The following is a 17,703-nucleotide window of genomic DNA, read 5'->3' as shown; positions in this document are numbered from 1 at the left end:
GTCCCGGCGATTTTCCGAGGAAAGGGACCAGCATGGCTGCCTTCAAGACACTGGACGATATCGGCAACATCAGCGGCAAGCGCGTGCTGGTGCGCGTCGACCTCAACGTTCCCGTCGCCGACGGCAAGGTCACCGATGCCACCCGCATCGAACGCATCGCGCCGACCATCGCCGAATTGTCCGGCAAGGGCGCCAAGGTCATCCTGCTCGCGCATTTCGGCCGGCCTAAGGACGGTCCCTCGCCCGAATTCTCGCTGGAGCCGATCGCCAGGGCGACGTCAGAGGTGCTCGGCCGCCCCGTCGGCTTTGCCTCGGATTGCGTCGGCGACACGGCGGGCAGTGCGGTCGCGGCCATGAACAAGGGCGACGTGCTGCTGTTCGAAAACACCCGCTTCTACAAGGCCGAGGAAAAGAACGACCCGGCCTTCACCGAAAGGCTCGCCGCCAATGGTGACATCTTCGTCAACGACGCCTTTTCGGCGGCCCACCGCGCCCACTCCTCGACCGAGGGGCTGGCCCGTCTGTTGCCGGCCTTTGCCGGCCGCACCATGCAGGCCGAACTGGAAGCACTGGAGAAAGGCCTGGGCAAACCAGTGCGCCCGGTCGTCGCCATCGTCGGCGGCGCCAAGGTCTCGACCAAGATCGACCTGTTGATGAACCTGGTGAAGAAGGTCGACGCGTTGGTGATCGGCGGCGGCATGGCCAACACCTTCCTCGCCGCGCGTGGCACCGATGTCGGCAAGTCGCTGTGCGAGCATGACCTCGCCCCCACCGCCAAGCAGATCATGATCGAGGCGGCGGAGGCCGGCTGTGCCATCATCCTGCCCGTCGACGGCGTCGTCGCCAGGGAGTTCAAGGCGGGCGCGGCCTGCGAGACGGTCGCCATCTCCGACGTCCCGGCCGACGGCATGATCCTCGATGTCGGCGCCAAGACCGTGACGACGATCGGCGAGTGGATCGACCGTGCCGCGACGCTGGTCTGGAACGGACCGCTCGGCGCCTTCGAGATCGCGCCGTTCGACCACGCCACGGTGGCTGCCGCCCAGCACGCGGCGGCGCGCACCAAGGCCGGCAAGCTGATCTCCGTTGCCGGTGGGGGCGATACCGTGGCGGCACTCAACCACGCCGGTGTCGCCGACGACTTCACCTATGTCTCGACCGCCGGCGGCGCTTTCCTGGAATGGATGGAAGGCAAGCCCCTGCCCGGTGTCGACGTATTGAAGCGGTAAGAAATCCAGGGAAAGCGTACAACGGTTCCCTGCGCGGTTGCGTCAAGGCAGCGAGATTGAGTGGTTCGGCGTTTCCGCGAAGCGATGAACCGCGCAAAGGCATTTCAGCCAGGGCAGAAATGCCTAGCGTGGCGGAAGTGCGGTCAAGACAAGCGACCTGATCAACTCACCGGGAGCAAATGAGAGCGCCCGAGACTTTCAATCGATTCGAGCTTTCCGGCGTCATTCCTTTGGCGGTAGTGTTCTGTTAGGCGCAGATCAACCGGTTCAGGAGAAGCATGATGAGCGAACGTCTCGAAGACATTGCCGCCGCGATCGTGGCCAACGGCAAGGGCCTGCTGGCCGCCGATGAAAGTTCCGGCACGATCAAGAAGCGCTTCGACGTCATCGGCGTCGAATCGACCGCCGACAGCCGCCGCGACTATCGCGAGATGATGTTCCGCGCCAAGGACGCGATGACCAAGTACATTTCCGGCGTCATCCTCTATGACGAGACCATCCGCCAGAAGGCCGCCGACGGCACGCCGCTGGTCGACATCATCAAGGCGTCAGGCGCCATCCCCGGCATCAAGGTCGATGCCGGCGCCAAGCCTCTGGCCGGCTTTCCCGGCGACACCATCACCGAAGGCCTCGACGGCCTGCGCGAGCGGCTGGCCGACTATTACAAGCTCGGTGCCCGCTTCGCCAAATGGCGCGCGGTGATCGACATCGACATCGCCAAGGGCGTGCCGTCGGCGACCTCTATCGGCTCCAACACCCATGCCCTGGCCCGCTACGCCGCCCTTTGCCAGGAAGCCGGCATCGTGCCGATCGTCGAGCCGGAAGTGCTGATGGACGGCGCCCATTCGATCGAAACGTGCTACGAGATCAGCAAGATGACTTTGCTTAAGCTCTACAGCGAGCTCTACGCGGCGCGCGTCGTGCTCGAAGGCACGATCCTGAAGCCCAACATGGTGCTGTCGGGCAAGAAGTCGGGCACGGTGGACAGCCCCGAAAAGGTCGCCGAGATGACCATAAAACTGTTCCGCGAGACGGTGCCGGCGGCGGTCCCGGGCATCGCCTTCCTTTCCGGCGGCCAGGAGGACGAGGAAGCGACCGCCAACCTCAACGCCATCAACGCCATCGGCCCGCATCCGTGGAAGCTGACCTTCTCCTACGGCCGCGCGCTGCAGGCCGCCCCGCAGAAGGCCTGGAGCGGCAAGGCATCGAATGTCGCGGCCGGTCAGGCTGCCTTCACCCATCGCGCTCACATGAACTATCTGGCCGCGCTCGGAAAATGGAAGGCGAGCCTCGAACAGGCCGCCTGAACACAGCGCTTCCGTCTCCCTTCAAACCCGGGCCAATGCGCCCGGGTTTTTGTTTGCGGCAGGCGCGGGCTTGGGATGGAGCCTGTCCGTCCTTATCTCCCTCTCGGCGCCGGAGCATGATCCAAAAGGCGGAAGCCGGTCTTCTCGGACAAACGGGAGCCGGCTTGTCCAGGGATCATGCTCGACCAACGAGCGATGTCGGTTTGCGCTCATCCCGAACGTCCTTGGGGTGCAGACAGGGAGAGATTCATGCATCGCAACAAGATCGTTTCACGCGAAGACTGGTTCCAGGCGCACAAGGCACATCTGGCCCGCGAGAAGGAACTGACCCGGCTTCGCGAGCGCATCGCGGCCGAGCGGCGTGGATTGCCCTGGCTGAGGATCAGGAAGGACTATGTCTTCGAGACTGAACAGGGGCCGAAGAAACTGACCGACCTGTTTGGCGCCAACAGCCAGCTGATCGTCTACCACTTCATGTTCGGGCCGGGCTGCACGCATCATTGCGAGGGCTGCTCCTTCCTTGCCGATCATATAGACGGCGCCAATCAGCATTTGAGGCATCACGACGTAACCCTGGTGATGATCTCGCGGGCGCCGCTGGCCGAGCTTGCGCCCTACAAGCGGCGCATGGGCTGGAAATTCGACTGGGTGTCGTCCTATGCCTCGGACTTCAACTTCGACATGCAGGTTTCCTTCACCGACAAGCAGATAGCCGCCGGCGACACCACCTACAATTTCGAGACCCGTCCACGGACATCGAGGGAGCTTCCCGGCACCAGTGTTTTCTACAAGGACGAGAGCGGCGAGATCTTCCTCACCTTCCTGTCGCGTGCGCGCGGCGGCGAGGCGCAGATCGGCGCCTATGACTATCTCGATATGACGCCGAAAGGCCGCAATGAAAATGGCCCCTATCATGGCCTGATGGACTGGGTGCGCCTGCACGACGAATATCAGGACAAGCAGGCGGCTCCGCCGAACTGCTGCGACTGAAGGCGTTCACCTCCGCCGAAACATGCGCTAAGCCTGCCGCAAATCATTCCACGGTATCGCCATGCGTTTTCCCGCCCTTCTCACCTGGCTCGCCTTCCCCGTCTATGTCTGGCAGGGATTGGGTGTGCGCCGCCGCACCTCGCGGATGCTGCCGGCACAGGGACCGGTCATGCACGAGATATCAGGCAAGGCACCGGTGGTCTCGCTGCTGGTGCTGGGCGATTCCTCCGCCGCCTCGGTCGGCATAGGCAATTCCGAGGACGGGCTTGCCGCGCAGCTCGCCGTTCTGGTCTCGCAACGTACCGGCCACGCCGTGCGCTGGCGCGCCGCCGGCTTCAATTCAGCGACGTCAGGCCAGATCCGCGACCACGTCCTGCCCAATCTGTCCCCCGATCAGTGGACGCATATCGTGCTCGCCATCGGCACCAACGACACCAAGAATTTTCATTCCGTGCCGCGCTTCAAGAAGGAGTTCGGCGGCCTGCTCTACGCGCTGCGCGCCAAATGGCCGGAGGCGCGCGTGGTGTGGTCGCCGGTTCTGGAGTTCACGCGGGCGCCGGCCATGCCGACGCTGCTGGGGAAAATCCTCGAAATCCGCGCCACCGCGATGAACCGGATGGGCGAGCGGCTGTGCCTGGAGCGCGGCGCATTGCCCGCGCCCCGCCTGCCGATCACCAATCCCGAGGCCGGTTTTGCCTCGGACGGCTTCCATGCCTCGGAGGCGGGTTACCGGGCCTGGGCGGAACATCTCGTCGGCATGGTCCTCACCAGCTGACAGCCAAGAAACCGATCTTGTCTTGGGAAGGCCTATGTCAAATGCCCGAGCACGGCCGCCAGCGAGATCGCTGCCATGGCGAGAAGCGCCAGCTTCCAGAAATCGGCGCGCCGCCTGAGCCCGGGCCAGCCGATTGGCTTGATCAGCTGGATGACCATGAAGCCGACGATGACAAGGGCGAGAAGTTTCGTCATGCCGCCTTTGACCAGCAACGCGACCGGCTGTCAAAACCTGCTTATAAATCACCGGCCGAAGCCAGATGTTCCAGCGCATACCATCAGCGGACGATGCTTGCGGGGATGCAGGATCGCGCATTGCGCAGATCATAGATCCTAACCGTCGGCGCGACATAGCCATAGTTGCCATATGGCTTCGAAAATTGCACCACGACATGACCTTCGAGGCATTGGAACATGCCGGCAAGCTCATAAATTAGTGGATCCTGCGCTCTCAATCCTCCGCCACGCAGATATCGCTGAAACTTCAACGATACGAGGTAATCGGCCGACGAGAGATTGCTGTAGTCCCTGGTTTCCGGTGCCGGCTCTCCCATTGGATAGTCCACCACGAAACGCCTGATTTCCCGCTCTTCAAGGAAGCGCATCGCTGCAAAGCGTGTATCCGTTCCCCGGTCCAGGTTCGCGACATAGGCCATGCCGGCGTGCGCGCTGGCAACCATCGCGACAAGTCCAAGTCCGATTGCCACCGGCGTGCTTCGCAGCCCGATCGCCCTGGAGCAAGCGATGCCCGCGGCCAGCAGAAGGTAGACAACGACCGGCAGGATGTAACGCATGGAGCCGAAGAGTTTGAGCGGCGAAAGTTCGAGCAGGAAGAGCCAGATGAAGGCTCCGCCCGCGTAGGCGACGACATATCTGTTACGGTCGGCGATGATGGCGAAAGCGATCGCCCCAAGCGCGATCGCCACGGTCGGGCTGGTGAGGCTGGGGATCAGATGGTAGCGGAAATGCATAAGCCCATAGCCCTCCCAGAACCACTCCTTGAGGTCGTGACCCGTTTCAGCGTGCATCAGTTCCGAGCCAAGGCCTCTGATCACCGTTGAAAGGCCACTTCCGGCCTCGGTCAGCAGCGACACGCCGAAGATCGCCAATATGGTAAGCGCGTCAGCGGCGACGATGATGGCGGTCTGCCTGAGACCGAGCCGGCAGTAGAAGATCGCCACGATGAAAAGAGCGAGGCTGTTGCCGGCGCCCACGTATTTCGCCGAGACGGCGAGGCCGAGCGCAAATCCGAAATAGACGAGATTGACTGAGTTGGCCTGCTCCCTCAGCCGCACCAGCGCATGCAGCCCGACACACAGGGCGAAGACCAGGACAGCGTCTTCCTTGAAGTAATGCGCATGAACCGCGATGGCTGGCGAGACCGCGAAAACGCAGGCCCACAGGAAGGCATTGATATCATCCGCGTAACGCCGCAACACGATGTAGAAGAGGATGCTTGCCGCAACACAGGCCAACGCGCTGACACTTCGGCCAGCCAGCAAATAGTCATGTTCGTTCGACGCGCCGGAAAGCCATCCCGCGAAGCGGGCCAATACGATCAACAATGGCGGGTGTGCATAATTGTGGTGCTGCCCCGCGGCAAACGCCACCTTGATCGACTCGTCCGGCTGGATCCCAAAAGGGAAGTCGAGATTGTAAAAGGCAAGCGACGCCGAGACTGCTGCCAGCACCAACATGGCCAACGCCTGGGAATCACTCCGTGTCAGGTCGGCGGCGGTGGCTGGCATAAGCGGCTGGCCGACAGTCATGGTCTCACAGCGAACGAGAGGAATTTCGACAGCCGCTTTTTGCCCTGCATGGCGACCGGCTGTCAAAGTACTCCTCTCGCCCGTCTGTCTTGAGTTACCTCAGCGGCTTGAGGCCGGCCTCGATCGAGGCGCGCTTCGGTTCGAGGAACGGCGGCAGGGCCAGGCTTTCGCCCAGCGTCTCCAGCGGCTCATCGGCGGTGAAGCCCGGCCCGTCCGTGGCAATCTCGAACAAGATGCCGTTTGGCTCGCGGAAATAGAGCGAGCGGAAGTAGTAGCGCTCGACCTCGCCACTCGACGGCAGGCGGAATTCGCCCAGACGGGCGGTCCATTGATGCAGCGTCTCCTGGTCCGGCGCCCTGAAGGCGACGTGGTGGACCGCGCCGGCGCCTTGCCTTGCCGGCGCCAGGCCGGGCTGCACGGCGACATGAAGCTCCGCCGCCGGCCCGCCCGCGCCCATTTCGAAGACGTGGACCTGGCCCTCGCCGTCGGGGGAGGCATAGTCGCGGACCTTGCGCATGTTCATGACCCTGGTCAGCACCGCCTCGGTATTGGTGATGTCGGGGACGCTGATGACGATCGGCCCGAGCCCCCGGATCTGATGCTCGGCCGGTACCGGGCTTTGCGCCCAGGGGTGGCTGCCGCCCTTGCCGCCATCGCTGATTAGCCGCAGACGCTGGCCTTCAGGATCCTCGAAATCCAGGCCGGGATAGCCGCCGATATCGGCAATCTCTCCTGTCTCAATGCTCTCAGCGGCCAGGTGCTGCTTCCACCAGGCAAGGCTCTCCCGGCTGCCGACCCTGAGGCTGGTCCGCGCAATGCTGTGGGTGCCGCGTCGTTCGCGGCCAACCGGCCAGTCGAAGAAGGTGAGGTCCGTGCCCGGTGTCGCCTCACCGTCGGCATAGAAGAGGTGGTAGGCCGACGTATCGTCCTGGTTCACCGTCTTCTTGACCAACCGCAGGCCCAGCACCTTCGTGTAGAAGTGAAGATTGCCGGGTGCATTGGCGGTGATGGCGGTCAGATGGTGGATTCCTGTCAGTTGCAGGCTCATGGTCGTCTCCCTGTTTCTGGGGAAGAATTTTCTCCAGTCATATCAGAACTGCGGTCCCATCGCTGAAGGCCTTGTATCCCGACAGTCCGTCGCCGCGGATTGAACAACGACGCCCAGATAAGTACTCACAAAGTGAACAATCATCTTCCCGTGCACTGGTCGGTGACTGCGGTTCGAGGATGGCCTACCGAGGACCCGTGCCGGGCGGAACTATCGCCGCGAACCCTGCCATCCTCCTGACAGACTGCTGTCAGGAGGGGTGTGCGATACTGCCTTCAGTCAGAGAGAGGAGAATAGCCATGAACGGTTTCACCATTCTGCGCGGCATGCAGCACTATGTCGGCAAGGTTCGCACCATGCGCAACGAGATCCGCACGCAGCGTTTCATGAACGCACTGCCGGCGGACATCCGCAAGGATATCGGCTGGCCGGACATGTATGCGGAACGTCGCTCCCCCGGCAATTGAGGCGAATTTTTCGACGTTGATATTGGACATGGACGCGCCAATGCCCAGATATCGATGCATGTAGCCCAAATGGCCTCCGGTTTCGGGGCCACGACATGCATCAAAATAAGCTATGGCGCGCCGGGGATGGAGCGAGCTTATGCCCGAACAGAAGACAATCGGCTTCCTCTTCATCGAAGGATTTGCCGACTGGGAGTATGGCCTGCTGGCGGCCTCGGCGGTTGAATGGTTCGGCGCCCGCACCGTGTCGCTGACGCCCGAAGGGAGGCCGGTGACCGGAATCAGCGGTTTTCGGCTGACGCCTGACCGCTCGGCCGGCGTTGAAGAGAATGCCGATCTCGATGCTGTCGCAGTCATCGGTTCCGACCAGTGGGCCGGCAAGGCGCCACCGGATGTCGCCGAACTGCTCAACGCCGTTGCAACGCGCGGCGGTGTCGTTGGCGGGATTTGCGCCGGCACGCTGGCGCTGGCTCGAGCCGGCATGTTCGAAGATGCCGGGCATACCAGCAATGGCCGCGACTGGATCAACGGTCATGAAGCCGGCTATGCGGGTGACAATAACTATCAGGACGTGCCGCACGCGGTCGCGGACGGCAAGATCGTGTCGGCGCCGGGTTCGGCGCCAGGCACCTTTGCCCTCGCCTTTCTGAAGACGCTCTACCCGGAAAGAAGCAGCGATCTCGCACAGATGCGGACGCTGTTCGCCAGGGAATATGCTGAAGCCTCCTGACAGTATGCTGTCAGGAGGCGCGTGCAATGGTGAAACAATGCGCAGGGCCGGCCGAGAGGACGATCGATGAAAAGCTGGAACGACAAGCTGAACACGCCTGGCATCAACGGCGTGAAACCAACGCCGCGCACGGTGGAGATGTCATCGAAGGCCAGCCGATGCTGGTGCCGACCGCACGCCAGGTCGATGACTTCATCCGCTCGATTCCCGAAGGCGTCGAGATGGACGTCCGTGCGTTGCGCACGGCGCTTGCCGTCGAACACGGTGCCGAAGTGACATGCCCGGTCACCATCGGCTATCATCTGCGCACGGTTGCCGAAGCCGCCAAGGAAGACCTCGAGCGCGGCATGACGCTGAGCGACATAGCTCCCTTCTGGCGCGTGCTCGATGCCAAGACGCCGACAACAAAGAAACTGTCCTTTGGCGCGGAGTTCGTTGCCGCGCAGCGCAAGCGCGAGGGACTGAAGCCGTAATGCATGTCATCTGCAGGTGGATCCCGTCTGGGAGCCACGGCATGCACAGGAAAACCACTGGGGAAGCAAACGATGCGCCGCGCCGACAGGCTCTTTCAGATCGTGCAGCATCTGCGGGGTGGCCGTCTGGTCACCGCCCAGAAGCTCGGCACGTGGCTCGAGGTTTCCGAGCGAACAATCTACCGCGACATAGCCGACCTGCAGTCGACCGGGGTCCCGATCGACGGCGAGGCCGGTGTTGGCTACATGATGAGGGAAGGTTTCGACCTTCCGCCGCTGATGTTCACGCGTGACGAGATCGTGGCGCTGGTTGCCGGCGCGCGCATGGTGCGCGCCTTTGGCGGCGCCGCCATGGCACGCGCCGCCGACGAGGCGCTGGTCAAGATCGGTGCCGTGCTGCCCGATACCGAAAAAGACCGCATCGCCCGCACCGAGATCCATACACCGATGTGGGTGGTCAGCGACGCCGCCCGCGAGGCGATCGACCTGATCGAGCGTGCGGTCGAGAAGCGCCAGGTGCTGACCATTGACTACTCGGACGAGGCCGGCCGCGGCACCGCGCGCGACATCAGGCCGCTTGGCCTCTGGTTCTGGGGCAAGGTGTGGACGCTGGTCGCCTGGTGCGAGATGCGCGACGACTTCCGCGCCTTCCGCATTGACCGCATCGCCTCGGTGGTGATCGCCGGCCGCATCTTCAAGCCGGAGCGCGGCAAGCAGCTTGCCGACTTCTACCGGGCGGTGGAGCGCAGCGAGGATTACGGCATGGCGCCGGACCGCGTGGCGCGAAGCTGAGATCGCCCATAAAAAAGCCCGCTCGAAGCGGGCTTTTTTTGGTCTGTCGAGACCCTTACTCGTCGTCTGCGTCCTCGTTCTTCGACTTCAGCGCCGAGAGCTTGGCGAACACGGCATTGGCGTCGAGTTCGGCATCCTCGTCCTTCGGCTTTTCGGGAGCCGGCACCAGCCGCTCGGTCAGGGCGGCGGGCAGCAGCGTATCGCCGACCGGCTGCGCCTGCTCGCGGCCGCGCGAGGCGCGGTTGACTTCCATGTCGAGGTCGATCTGCGACGCAAGGCCCAGCGTCACCGGATCCATCGGCTGCAGATTGGCCGAGTTCCAGTGCTTGCGTTCGCGGATCTGCTCGATCGTCGACTTGGTGGTGCCGACGAGACGCGAAATCTGCGCGTCCTTGAGTTCGGGATGGTTGCGCACCAGCCAAAGGATGGCGTTCGGCCGGTCCTGGCGCTTCGACAATGGTGTGTAGCGCGGACCCTTGCGCTTGGATTCCGGCACCCGCACCTTGGGGTCGGAAAGCTTCAGCCGCTGGTTCGGATCCTTCTCGGCGCGCGCGATCTCGTCGCGGGTCAGCTGGCCGGTCATGATCGGGTCCATGCCCTTGATGCCTTGCGCCGATTCGCCATCGGCGATCGCCTTGACCTCGAGCGGATGCAGCCCGCAGAACTGCGCGATCTGCTCAAAGGAGAGCGCGGTGTTGTCGACCAGCCAGACGGCGGTCGCCTTGGGCATCAGCAGCGTATTGGCCATTTTAAAAATCCTTCTCGTTCGCCCGCGTTCCCGCGCGGGCGGTGGTTTAGAGCCACCAAAATGGGAAATTCGCGGCCTGTATAACCGTTCCCTTGCCGTTTCGCAATGTTTTTGGAGGCGGCCTCAATACGTTCGGGGGCCAGCGAGCGCATTAATGCCCAAACCGCCGGCGACCTCAACCAAAGGGTCCGGCGCTTTTGAGCAGGGCCACGAGCTGGCTTTGCTGGCGTGTCCCGGTCTTGGCGAATATTCGCTCCAGATAGGTCCGGGCGGTTTTTTCGGTGATGTTGGAGCCGGCTGCGGCGGCCTTGAGCGCGTGGCCTTGCGACAGCGCCGTGGCCAGCCGTGCTTCGGCTGGCGTCAGATCGAACAATCCGGCAAGCAGTGTTGGCGAAGGCACGACCGAGCTGGCGCTGAGCGCCGTCGCCGCCACCAGAATGTCGGCGCCTGAAAAGATCTCATGCGCCGAACGGCGCAACGGCAGCATGTGCAGAACCATCGGCCGCCGGCCGTCCACGCCTTGCACCGGTATGGAACGGACTGTCGGCTCCATGTCATTGCGCGCGGCGACGACAGCCTGCTGGAACAACCGGTTGGCCTCGGCATCGGCAATGGCCAAGCCGCCAAAGGCTGTAGGCAGGAACAGGGAGGACAGGCCGTCGAACAGTGCGTTAGCGAGCATCACCCGTCCTTTCAGCGACAGGACAGCCGCCGGCAGGCCCATCGCCGTCATGGCGGCAACTGTTCCTTCGGCGCGTTCAAGGCCGAGCCGCCCCGCTATCAGGCCGGCACGCGCCATGGCTGGCCGGAGACTGTCGAGCACGTCCAGGCTCCTTTGGTCGTAGTCGCCTTCACCGAGCCGTCGCTGGAAAACGAAAATCGCCAGCTCGCCGCTGGGCATCGGTATCGCGGTGCAGGCATGCGCGCCGATGCCCATGGCGCGAAGCCGTTTGCGGACCGGATCGTTCTCGATCTCGTCGGGCGTGAGGAAAGCCTCAACGTCGACGAAGCTCGCCGGCTGCAGCGCGCACATGCGCGAAACCGCCGCCGAAAACTGCAGCGCGTCGCTCGCCAGCAATTCGCCTTGCAGATCCTGCAGGAACGCGATCGCCCTGCCGCGCGCGGGCTGGTCGTCACCGAACAGAAACACGGCGCCACCCACGGAACCGGATACGGAATCGATATCCTCCAGCACATCAGGCCAGAGGTCTGGCACGAAGGCCGCCTCGTAGATTCTGTTCGTCAGATCGTCGAGCATGGGCAAGAAGCCTTTCCGGGCAAGCAACTTGCCAGGCCCGAACAATCAACGCTTCAGGCCGACCGATCTTCCCCCGTGGTCAAGCATGCCACGGCGGCAACCATGGTCAATAAGCAAGATGCCGAAGAGCGGTCGGCTTGAGCAGCACCATTGAACTGCCTCCTGCCGCTTGCAACGCGACGCGCCCTCTTTTGGAACCGGCAAGCCAATCACCCGGATCCCCAAAAGACAAAACCCGCTGGACTGAGTCCAGCGGGTTCGGAACCGGAGACGGGAAGCGTCTGCGACGGCTCTGCTTCTCGGCAAGTGCACGGCCTTGCGGCCGGGTCGTGCTTGAGATCAGATCGCCTGGCGGGCGATCCGTTCGATGTCGGCACGGTTGATGCCGAGGTCGCTGAGCTGACGCGCGTTGAGACGGTTCAGTTCGCGCACGGTCTCGTTGTACATGCGCCAGTTACGGAAAGCGCGGATCGGGTTCATGATGGTCCTCCTGATGGGGTGTTCGTTTCGATGCTGCACAGATAGTGATCATCGATGAGGACTTGAACGGCCGATTTTGCATAGCAATGATGCAAATGCTGCATTGCACCATTAAGCTTCTGTTCATCTTGTAGGCAGGGAGGAGCTGTCTCCGGACGTGTCGGGATTCCCGGTCAGGCCGGCCTCACCTGGATATCGGCACGTCCTAGCCGACGTCGAGCACGATCTTGCCGATATGTTCGCCCTCCTCCATCCGCTCATGCGCGCGCCAGGCATCCGTGAGCGGGTAGATCATGTCCATGACCGGAGCGACCTTGCGCGTGCCGAGCAGCGGCCAGACCTGCGCCTCCAGCGCCGCCGCGATCGCCGCCTTGAACTCGACGGTGCGCGGCCGCAGCGTCGAACCCGTATGGGTCAGCCGCTTGACCATGATCTTGGAAAAGTCGGCACTGGCCACGGCGCCCGCCTGCACCGCGATCTGGACGATGCGGCCCTCGACGGCGGCGGCCTCGTAGTTGCGCTGGACATAGTCGCCGCCGACCATGTCGAGGATGACATTGGCGCCCTTGCCGTCCGTCGCCTCCTTCACCGCCTTGACGAAGTCCTCCTCGCGATAGTTGATCGCCCGGTCGGCGCCGAGCTTCAGGCAGGCATCACATTTCTCCTTGGATCCGGCGGTGGTGATGACATGGGTGCCGAAAGCAGAGGCAAGCTGGATCGCGGTCGTGCCGATGCCGGACGAGCCGCCATGCACAAGCAGCGTCTCGCCTTTCTTCAGGCCGCCGCGTTCGAAGACATTGTGCCAGACCGTGAAATAGTTTTCCGGCACCGCCGCCGCTTCCGTATGGGTGAAGCCCGCGGGCAGCGGCAACACGCTGCCGGTGTGAACCTTGACATATTCGGCATAACCGCCGCCGGGGGTGAGCGCGCAGACCCGTTCGCCGATGCGCCAGCGCGACACCTCGTCGCCAAGCGCGGCCACTTCGCCCGAGACCTCGAGGCCCGGCAGGTCCGATGCGCCGGGCGGTGGCGGATAGGCCCCCTTGCGCTGCTGCACGTCGGGCCGGTTGACGCCGGCGGCATGCACCTTGATCAGGATCTCGCCGGGACCTGGCTGGGGCACGTCGCGGGTTTCCGGTTTCAGCACCCGTGGGCCGCCCGGCTCCGAGATCGCGATCGCTGTCATCCTTGCCGGAATTTTCTGTCCGCTCGCCATGAACTTTCCCGTCTTTCCTCGCCGCGTTCTTACCGGCTGTTTGCATCGACACCCTTGCCCTATGTATGCTCATTGCCAAATCAGGCAAATGGCCAATCTGGTATGGCGGAGGAGGAGCAACCATGGCGATCTTCGACGACGAACCCAAGAAGAAGGCGCGTCCGCACGAGATCGGGCAGGACCTGTCGCTGCTCTCCGTTGGCGAATTGTCGGAGCGCATCGGCATCCTGCGAGACGAAATCGCCCGGCTGGAGGCCGAACTCAAGGCCAAGGACAACACCAAATCGGCCGCCGAGGCGCTGTTCCGCCGCGGATAGGCGATGGGCGCAACGGCCCGCCGCCGAAAAGCCCGAATGCGACTGTCTTCAGACCTTGCGTCCCTCCCAGAGTCCAGCCGGATCAAAAAATGCTCGCATCCTACAGGCCGATCCTCTCCCTGCTTCGCGGCACTGCCTTCCTGCTGGCTGCATCGGGCCTTCATGGGCTGCTGTTGCCCTTGCGCGGCCAGGTGGAAGGGTTTTCGACAGCCTCGCTTGGCCTGATGGGCACGGCCTGGGCCGGTGGCTTCGTCACCGGCTGCTTTTTTGCACCGCGCATCGTCCGCCGCGCCGGGCATGTGCGCGCTTTCGGCGCCTTTGCCGCGTCCGGTGCCATCGTGGCGCTGCTCACCGGCCTGGTCATCGACGAATATGTCTGGATCCTGCTGCGCGCCTTCACCGGCTTCACCATGGCCGGCGCCTTCATGGTCATCGAAAGCTGGCTGAACGAGAAAGCCACGAACGAGAACCGCGGCACCGTCTTCGGCCTCTATATGATGGTCACCTATGCCTCGATCATGGGAGGCCAGATGATCGTCGCCGGCGGCGATGTGAAGTCGGCGTCGCTGTTCATGATCACCGGCATCCTGTTCTGCCTGTCGCTGATCCCGACCGCGGTTTCGACGGCCTCGCACCCCAAACCGCTGCAGGACGTCAAACTCGACGTCAAGGGGCTCTACGCCAACTCGCCGGTGTCGGCGATCGCCTGCCTGCTGATCGGCATCGCCAACGGCGCCTGGGGAACGCTTGGTGCGGTCTACGGCGCCCGCATTGGTATTTCCACCGCCGAGATCGCCCTGATGATGAGCCTTGTGGTCGTCGCCGGCGCCGCCATGCAACTGCCGGCGGGGCGTCTGTCCGACAAGACCGACCGGCGTTTCGTACTGGCCGGTGCGGCTTTCGGCGCGGCCCTGTTCGCCCTCATGATCTTCCTGTTCGAACCGCGCTCCGGCATCTTCGTCATCGTCTTCACCGCTGCCTACGGCGCTTTCGCCTACACGCTCTATTCGATCGCCGTGGCGCATGCCAACGACCACGCCCGTGCCGAGGATTTCGTCAAGGTATCGGGCGGCCTGCTGCTGCTTTACGGCTTTGGCACCATGATCGGCCCTTTGCTGGCGGCGGCGCTGATGGGCTGGATGCGCCCGGAAGGCCTGTTCCTGGCGACCGCCTTCGCGCATCTGTCGCTGGCCGGCTACACGCTGCTGCGCATCAGCCGCCGCGCTCCGGTGCCGATCGGAGATCGCGACGCCTTCAAGACGCAACCGGCCGACCGCTCGCTGACGCCGGAAGCATTGCGGCTTGATCCAAGAAGAAAAGAAGAAACAGACAGTTGAGATTTGAAAAACTTTGCCTCACAAATAAGGCATGATGTTTTCCGACGCCTTCATGGCGATCGCCGACCCCAATCGGCGCCATCTTCTGGAAGAACTTCGACGCGGTCCGAAGACCGTCAACGAATTGGCGGCCGGGCTGCCAGTGTCGCGCCCAGCCGTTTCACAGCATCTGAAAGTGTTGCTCGACGCCGGGCTGGTCAACGCCAAGGCCGAAGGCACGCGGCGTGTCTACACGATAAGCAACGCCGGCTTCCTGAAGCTCAACATCTGGCTTGATCAATTCTGGGAGGCCTGATCCAGCGCCCTCAACCTTCGACAGCGCCCCGATGATCAGGCCTGTACATGCAGGAAGGCGCCAAGCGCGTCGAGCAGTTCGCCCGTTCCGTGCTCACGCGTGGCCGGCGTGTCGTGGCCGTCGAGGAAGGCCCCCTGCTCCGTCATCACAAGCCGCGTGCCACCGCTTTCCGCCATGAGCTCGATTGTCGCCAGTGACACCGAGACGCGGGTTTCGCCGAACAGCAGCTCATAGCTGTAGACGATGCGGCTGTCCGGCACGATGTCCTGATAGACCGCGTTGAAGAAATGCATCTGCCCATCGCTCGGACAGCCGGCATTGGTCTCCTTGCCGCCGACGCGGAAGTCCATTTCGTGTCGGCTGGGCATCGGGTCGTGGGGATCGACGAACCATCGCCGCTTGGCATCAGGATTGCTGAGCGCGAAGAAGACTCTCGCAGGTGCCGCCGGATAGAAGCGCTCGACGACAAAGGTGGAATGGACGACGGATCGTTGGGTCATTGAAGCCTCCTTCATGTTTTGTCACTGGTCTCGGCGAGAAAATCGCCGAGCCGGTCCAGCCGGCGTTCCCAGGCGTTTCGCCGCTCGTTGATCCAATGCTCGGCCGCTCTCAACGCCTTCGGCTCGATCTGGCAGGTGCGCACCCGTCCCAGTTTTTCCGAGCGCACCAGGCCGCTCGCCTCCAGCACGTTGAGATGCTGGACCACGGCCGACAGCGACATCGCCAGCGGCTCGGCCAGTTGGCTGACAGAGGCGGGGCCCCGCGACAGCCGGTCGACCATCTGCCGTCGCGCCGGATCGGCAAGCGCCTGGAACATCAGGTCGAGCTGGGCGGAATCGTGCAGCATCCCGGTTAGCCGTTGTTGTAAGGGAAGAACTTGAAGTAGGGCTGCGCCTCCTCGATCACCCTGGCGAAGGCAGGGCGCTGCAGCAGCCGGTCGTGATAGCGCTTCACGGCCGGATATCTGTCGCCGAACGGCTCGACCTTGTTGGCATAGAAGAGTGCTGGAGATGCCGCGCAATCGGCCAGGCTGAAGGCATTACCCACCGCCCAGCTGTGCGACTGCATCTCCTGTTCGATGATGGCATAGGAGGTACGCAGCTGGCCGCGCGCCTGCTCGACACCGAACGGATCGGTCCTGTCCTGCGGACGCAACCGGTCGCCGACGATCTTCTGCATCGGCTCCTGCACATAGAAATCATAGAAGCGGTCGGACTGGCGGACGGCCAGCGCCAGATCGACGTCGGCGGGAACGAGTTCGACCGGCCCCGGATAATGCGCGGCCAGATATTCGACGACGATGGTCGATTCCAGCAGCGTGCGGTCGCGCGTATCGTCGCGCAGCGCCGGCATCTTGCCGGTCGGCGATATCTTGAGGAAGGCCGCGCGCGATCGCTCGTCGCCGAGATCGACGATGACCGGGTTGAAGGCGGTGCCGTTCTCGTAAAGCGCGATCAGCGGCTTCCAGCAGAAGGAGGCCAGGGGATGGAAATGCAACATCAGGGACATTCTTTGCTCGCCTGTTTCTGGTTCGCCGATGGGTAGGAGCCGGATGCCCGGCCAAGCCAACACTGAAGTATTTACTTCACTATTGTGTCAGGCCTTGCCCGTCAAGCCCGGCACATCAGGTCCCCTGGTTGGACCTGATGTGCATGACTATGGCGGCCGATATCGCGGGCCAGTCCTGAGGATGCAGTTCATGGCCGCCGCCGTCGACACGAAGGAATTTCGCGCCGGCGACTGCCTCGGCCAGCGCCTCGCCATGCTCGACCGGAAAAACGGGATCGGCCGTGCCATGGATGACCAGCAGCGGAGCTTGCATCTCGTGCAGGCGGCCCTTCCACTCGGCGCCGCCCTTGAGCGAGAAATGATTGGTCGCGCTCAGGAACCCGCCGGATCGATCGTAATCCTGTTCGATGAAGGCTCTCATCCCGAGCTCGTCGAATGGATGGGCGATGCTGGCGATCGCCTTGGTATCCCTGACCATGAAGTCGATCACCTGGCGGCGGTCCGTCCAGTCGACGTCGGCGCCCTCGGCCGAATGCTCGATATAGGCGTCGCTCATCCTTGGCAGATGCGAGGTGTCCATCCCCATCGGCGAGCTGCTGATCACGGTCAGCGATGCAACACGGGAGGAGTGCCTGAGCGCTACCATTTGCCCGATCATGCCGCCCATCGACATACCGGCGACATGGGCCTTGCCGATGCCATGACTGTCGAGCACGCCAATCGCATCGTCCGCCATGTCATCGAATGTGTAGGGCGGCTCGCCAGGCGGATATTTGGTCGAGCGCCCGGTATCGCGATTGTCGTAGCGGATCACGTACAGCCCGGCATCCGCCAACTCCCGGCAGAATGCCGCCGGCCACCACAGCATCGAAGCCATCGCGCCCATGATCAGCAGCAGCGGAGGATTTTTGGGGGCGCCGAAGGTTTCGGACTGGATCACGGGACGGTCGATCGTCGTCATTGT

General features: G+C 63.2%; 20 protein-coding genes and 2 pseudogenes. 11 read left to right on the top strand and 11 right to left on the bottom strand.

Going from position 1 to position 17,703, the window contains the following annotated elements; genetic code table 11:
• Positions 1–32 precede the first annotated feature (32 nt).
• The 4 genes from EB230_RS07615 to EB230_RS07600 all read left to right on the top strand — a co-directional run bounded on the left by EB230_RS07615 (position 33) and on the right by EB230_RS07600 (position 4,301).
• Positions 33–1,229, top strand: a complete 1,197-nt coding sequence (locus EB230_RS07615) for a phosphoglycerate kinase (RefSeq protein ID WP_172371955.1) — start codon at positions 33–35, stop codon at positions 1,227–1,229.
• A gap of 281 nt (positions 1,230–1,510) precedes the next feature.
• Positions 1,511–2,536 (top strand): class I fructose-bisphosphate aldolase, encoded by a 1,026-nt coding sequence (locus EB230_RS07610; protein ID WP_056576505.1) that lies wholly within the window; start codon positions 1,511–1,513, stop codon positions 2,534–2,536.
• Positions 2,537–2,785: 249 nt separating this feature from the next.
• The gene (locus EB230_RS07605; protein ID WP_172371953.1) at positions 2,786–3,526 is read left to right on the top strand and encodes a thioredoxin family protein; all 741 of its coding nucleotides are present in this window, start codon (positions 2,786–2,788) and stop codon (positions 3,524–3,526) included.
• Between the two features lie 61 nt (positions 3,527–3,587).
• On the top strand, positions 3,588–4,301 hold the full coding sequence (locus tag EB230_RS07600) for an SGNH/GDSL hydrolase family protein (protein ID WP_056575711.1): 714 nt from the start codon (positions 3,588–3,590) through the stop codon (positions 4,299–4,301).
• Between the two features lie 32 nt (positions 4,302–4,333).
• Here the strand turns inward: EB230_RS07600 and EB230_RS07595 are convergent, their stop codons facing one another.
• The 3 genes from EB230_RS07595 to EB230_RS07585 all read right to left on the bottom strand — a co-directional run bounded on the left by EB230_RS07595 (position 4,334) and on the right by EB230_RS07585 (position 7,117).
• On the bottom strand, positions 4,334–4,495 hold the full coding sequence (locus tag EB230_RS07595) for a hypothetical protein (protein WP_081295073.1): 162 nt from the start codon (positions 4,493–4,495) through the stop codon (positions 4,334–4,336).
• 83 nt (positions 4,496–4,578) lie between these two features.
• Entirely contained in the window at positions 4,579–5,997 is a 1,419-nt protein-coding gene (locus EB230_RS07590; protein ID WP_172371951.1) for a glycosyltransferase family 39 protein, read from the bottom strand.
• Between the two features lie 166 nt (positions 5,998–6,163).
• Complete coding sequence (locus EB230_RS07585; protein WP_056575703.1) at positions 6,164–7,117, bottom strand: ring-cleaving dioxygenase; 954 nt, start codon at positions 7,115–7,117, stop codon at positions 6,164–6,166.
• 299 nt (positions 7,118–7,416) lie between these two features.
• Between EB230_RS07585 and EB230_RS07580 the strand changes: the two genes are divergently transcribed.
• The 4 genes and pseudogenes from EB230_RS07580 to EB230_RS07565 all read left to right on the top strand — a co-directional run bounded on the left by EB230_RS07580 (position 7,417) and on the right by EB230_RS07565 (position 9,579).
• Complete coding sequence (locus EB230_RS07580; RefSeq protein ID WP_081295019.1) at positions 7,417–7,584, top strand: hypothetical protein; 168 nt, start codon at positions 7,417–7,419, stop codon at positions 7,582–7,584.
• Positions 7,585–7,723: 139 nt separating this feature from the next.
• Positions 7,724–8,314 carry a DJ-1/PfpI family protein gene (locus EB230_RS07575; RefSeq protein WP_172371949.1) on the top strand — a complete coding sequence of 197 codons (591 nt, stop codon included), beginning with the start codon at positions 7,724–7,726 and terminating at the stop codon, positions 8,312–8,314.
• Between the two features lie 66 nt (positions 8,315–8,380).
• Positions 8,381–8,787: pseudogene (locus tag EB230_RS07570) on the top strand (hypothetical protein).
• A gap of 72 nt (positions 8,788–8,859) precedes the next feature.
• Entirely contained in the window at positions 8,860–9,579 is a 720-nt protein-coding gene (locus EB230_RS07565) for a YafY family protein (protein WP_056575694.1), read from the top strand.
• A gap of 55 nt (positions 9,580–9,634) precedes the next feature.
• Here EB230_RS07565 and EB230_RS07560 read toward each other — a convergent pair whose 3' ends face one another.
• From EB230_RS07560 to EB230_RS07545, 4 genes are all read right to left on the bottom strand, one after another.
• Positions 9,635–10,327: a DUF1013 domain-containing protein gene (locus tag EB230_RS07560; protein ID WP_044548374.1), complete on the bottom strand. Its 693-nt coding sequence runs from the start codon at positions 10,325–10,327 to the stop codon at positions 9,635–9,637.
• A gap of 175 nt (positions 10,328–10,502) precedes the next feature.
• Positions 10,503–11,585: a helix-turn-helix transcriptional regulator gene (locus EB230_RS07555; RefSeq protein ID WP_056575691.1), complete on the bottom strand. Its 1,083-nt coding sequence runs from the start codon at positions 11,583–11,585 to the stop codon at positions 10,503–10,505.
• 339 nt (positions 11,586–11,924) lie between these two features.
• Positions 11,925–12,065 carry a DUF1127 domain-containing protein gene (locus tag EB230_RS07550; protein WP_064987068.1) on the bottom strand — a complete coding sequence of 47 codons (141 nt, stop codon included), beginning with the start codon at positions 12,063–12,065 and terminating at the stop codon, positions 11,925–11,927.
• A 205-nt stretch (positions 12,066–12,270) separates the two neighbouring features.
• Positions 12,271–13,281: an NAD(P)H-quinone oxidoreductase gene (locus EB230_RS07545; protein ID WP_172371947.1), complete on the bottom strand. Its 1,011-nt coding sequence runs from the start codon at positions 13,279–13,281 to the stop codon at positions 12,271–12,273.
• 122 nt (positions 13,282–13,403) lie between these two features.
• Here EB230_RS07545 and EB230_RS07540 point away from each other — a divergent pair, with 122 nt between their 5' ends.
• The 3 genes and pseudogenes from EB230_RS07540 to EB230_RS07530 all read left to right on the top strand — a co-directional run bounded on the left by EB230_RS07540 (position 13,404) and on the right by EB230_RS07530 (position 15,230).
• Positions 13,404–13,598, top strand: a complete 195-nt coding sequence (locus tag EB230_RS07540) for a DUF1192 domain-containing protein (protein WP_027047479.1) — start codon at positions 13,404–13,406, stop codon at positions 13,596–13,598.
• A gap of 65 nt (positions 13,599–13,663) precedes the next feature.
• A pseudogene (locus EB230_RS07535) lies at positions 13,664–14,935 on the top strand (MFS transporter); the annotation flags it as partial.
• A gap of 31 nt (positions 14,936–14,966) precedes the next feature.
• Positions 14,967–15,230: a metalloregulator ArsR/SmtB family transcription factor gene (locus EB230_RS07530; protein ID WP_056575678.1), complete on the top strand. Its 264-nt coding sequence runs from the start codon at positions 14,967–14,969 to the stop codon at positions 15,228–15,230.
• 35 nt (positions 15,231–15,265) lie between these two features.
• On the opposite strand, the gene EB230_RS07525 is transcribed toward EB230_RS07530, so the two are convergent.
• The 4 genes from EB230_RS07525 to EB230_RS07510 all read right to left on the bottom strand — a co-directional run bounded on the left by EB230_RS07525 (position 15,266) and on the right by EB230_RS07510 (position 17,700).
• Positions 15,266–15,730: an SRPBCC family protein gene (locus tag EB230_RS07525; RefSeq protein ID WP_172371945.1), complete on the bottom strand. Its 465-nt coding sequence runs from the start codon at positions 15,728–15,730 to the stop codon at positions 15,266–15,268.
• 11 nt (positions 15,731–15,741) lie between these two features.
• On the bottom strand, positions 15,742–16,077 hold the full coding sequence (locus EB230_RS07520; RefSeq protein ID WP_056575673.1) for a metalloregulator ArsR/SmtB family transcription factor: 336 nt from the start codon (positions 16,075–16,077) through the stop codon (positions 15,742–15,744).
• Positions 16,078–16,082: 5 nt separating this feature from the next.
• Entirely contained in the window at positions 16,083–16,739 is a 657-nt protein-coding gene (locus EB230_RS07515) for a glutathione S-transferase family protein (protein ID WP_056575670.1), read from the bottom strand.
• Positions 16,740–16,854: 115 nt separating this feature from the next.
• The gene (locus EB230_RS07510) at positions 16,855–17,700 is read right to left on the bottom strand and encodes an alpha/beta hydrolase (RefSeq protein WP_056575668.1); all 846 of its coding nucleotides are present in this window, start codon (positions 17,698–17,700) and stop codon (positions 16,855–16,857) included.
• Positions 17,701–17,703 lie beyond the last annotated feature (3 nt).

Origin of the sequence: Mesorhizobium sp. NZP2234 (assembly GCF_013170765.1) — a bacterium.
Classification (GTDB): domain Bacteria; phylum Pseudomonadota; class Alphaproteobacteria; order Rhizobiales; family Rhizobiaceae; genus Mesorhizobium; species Mesorhizobium loti_D.
Note: the sequence above shows the minus strand (reverse complement) of the source record. Positions and strands in the feature narration are given on the sequence as shown.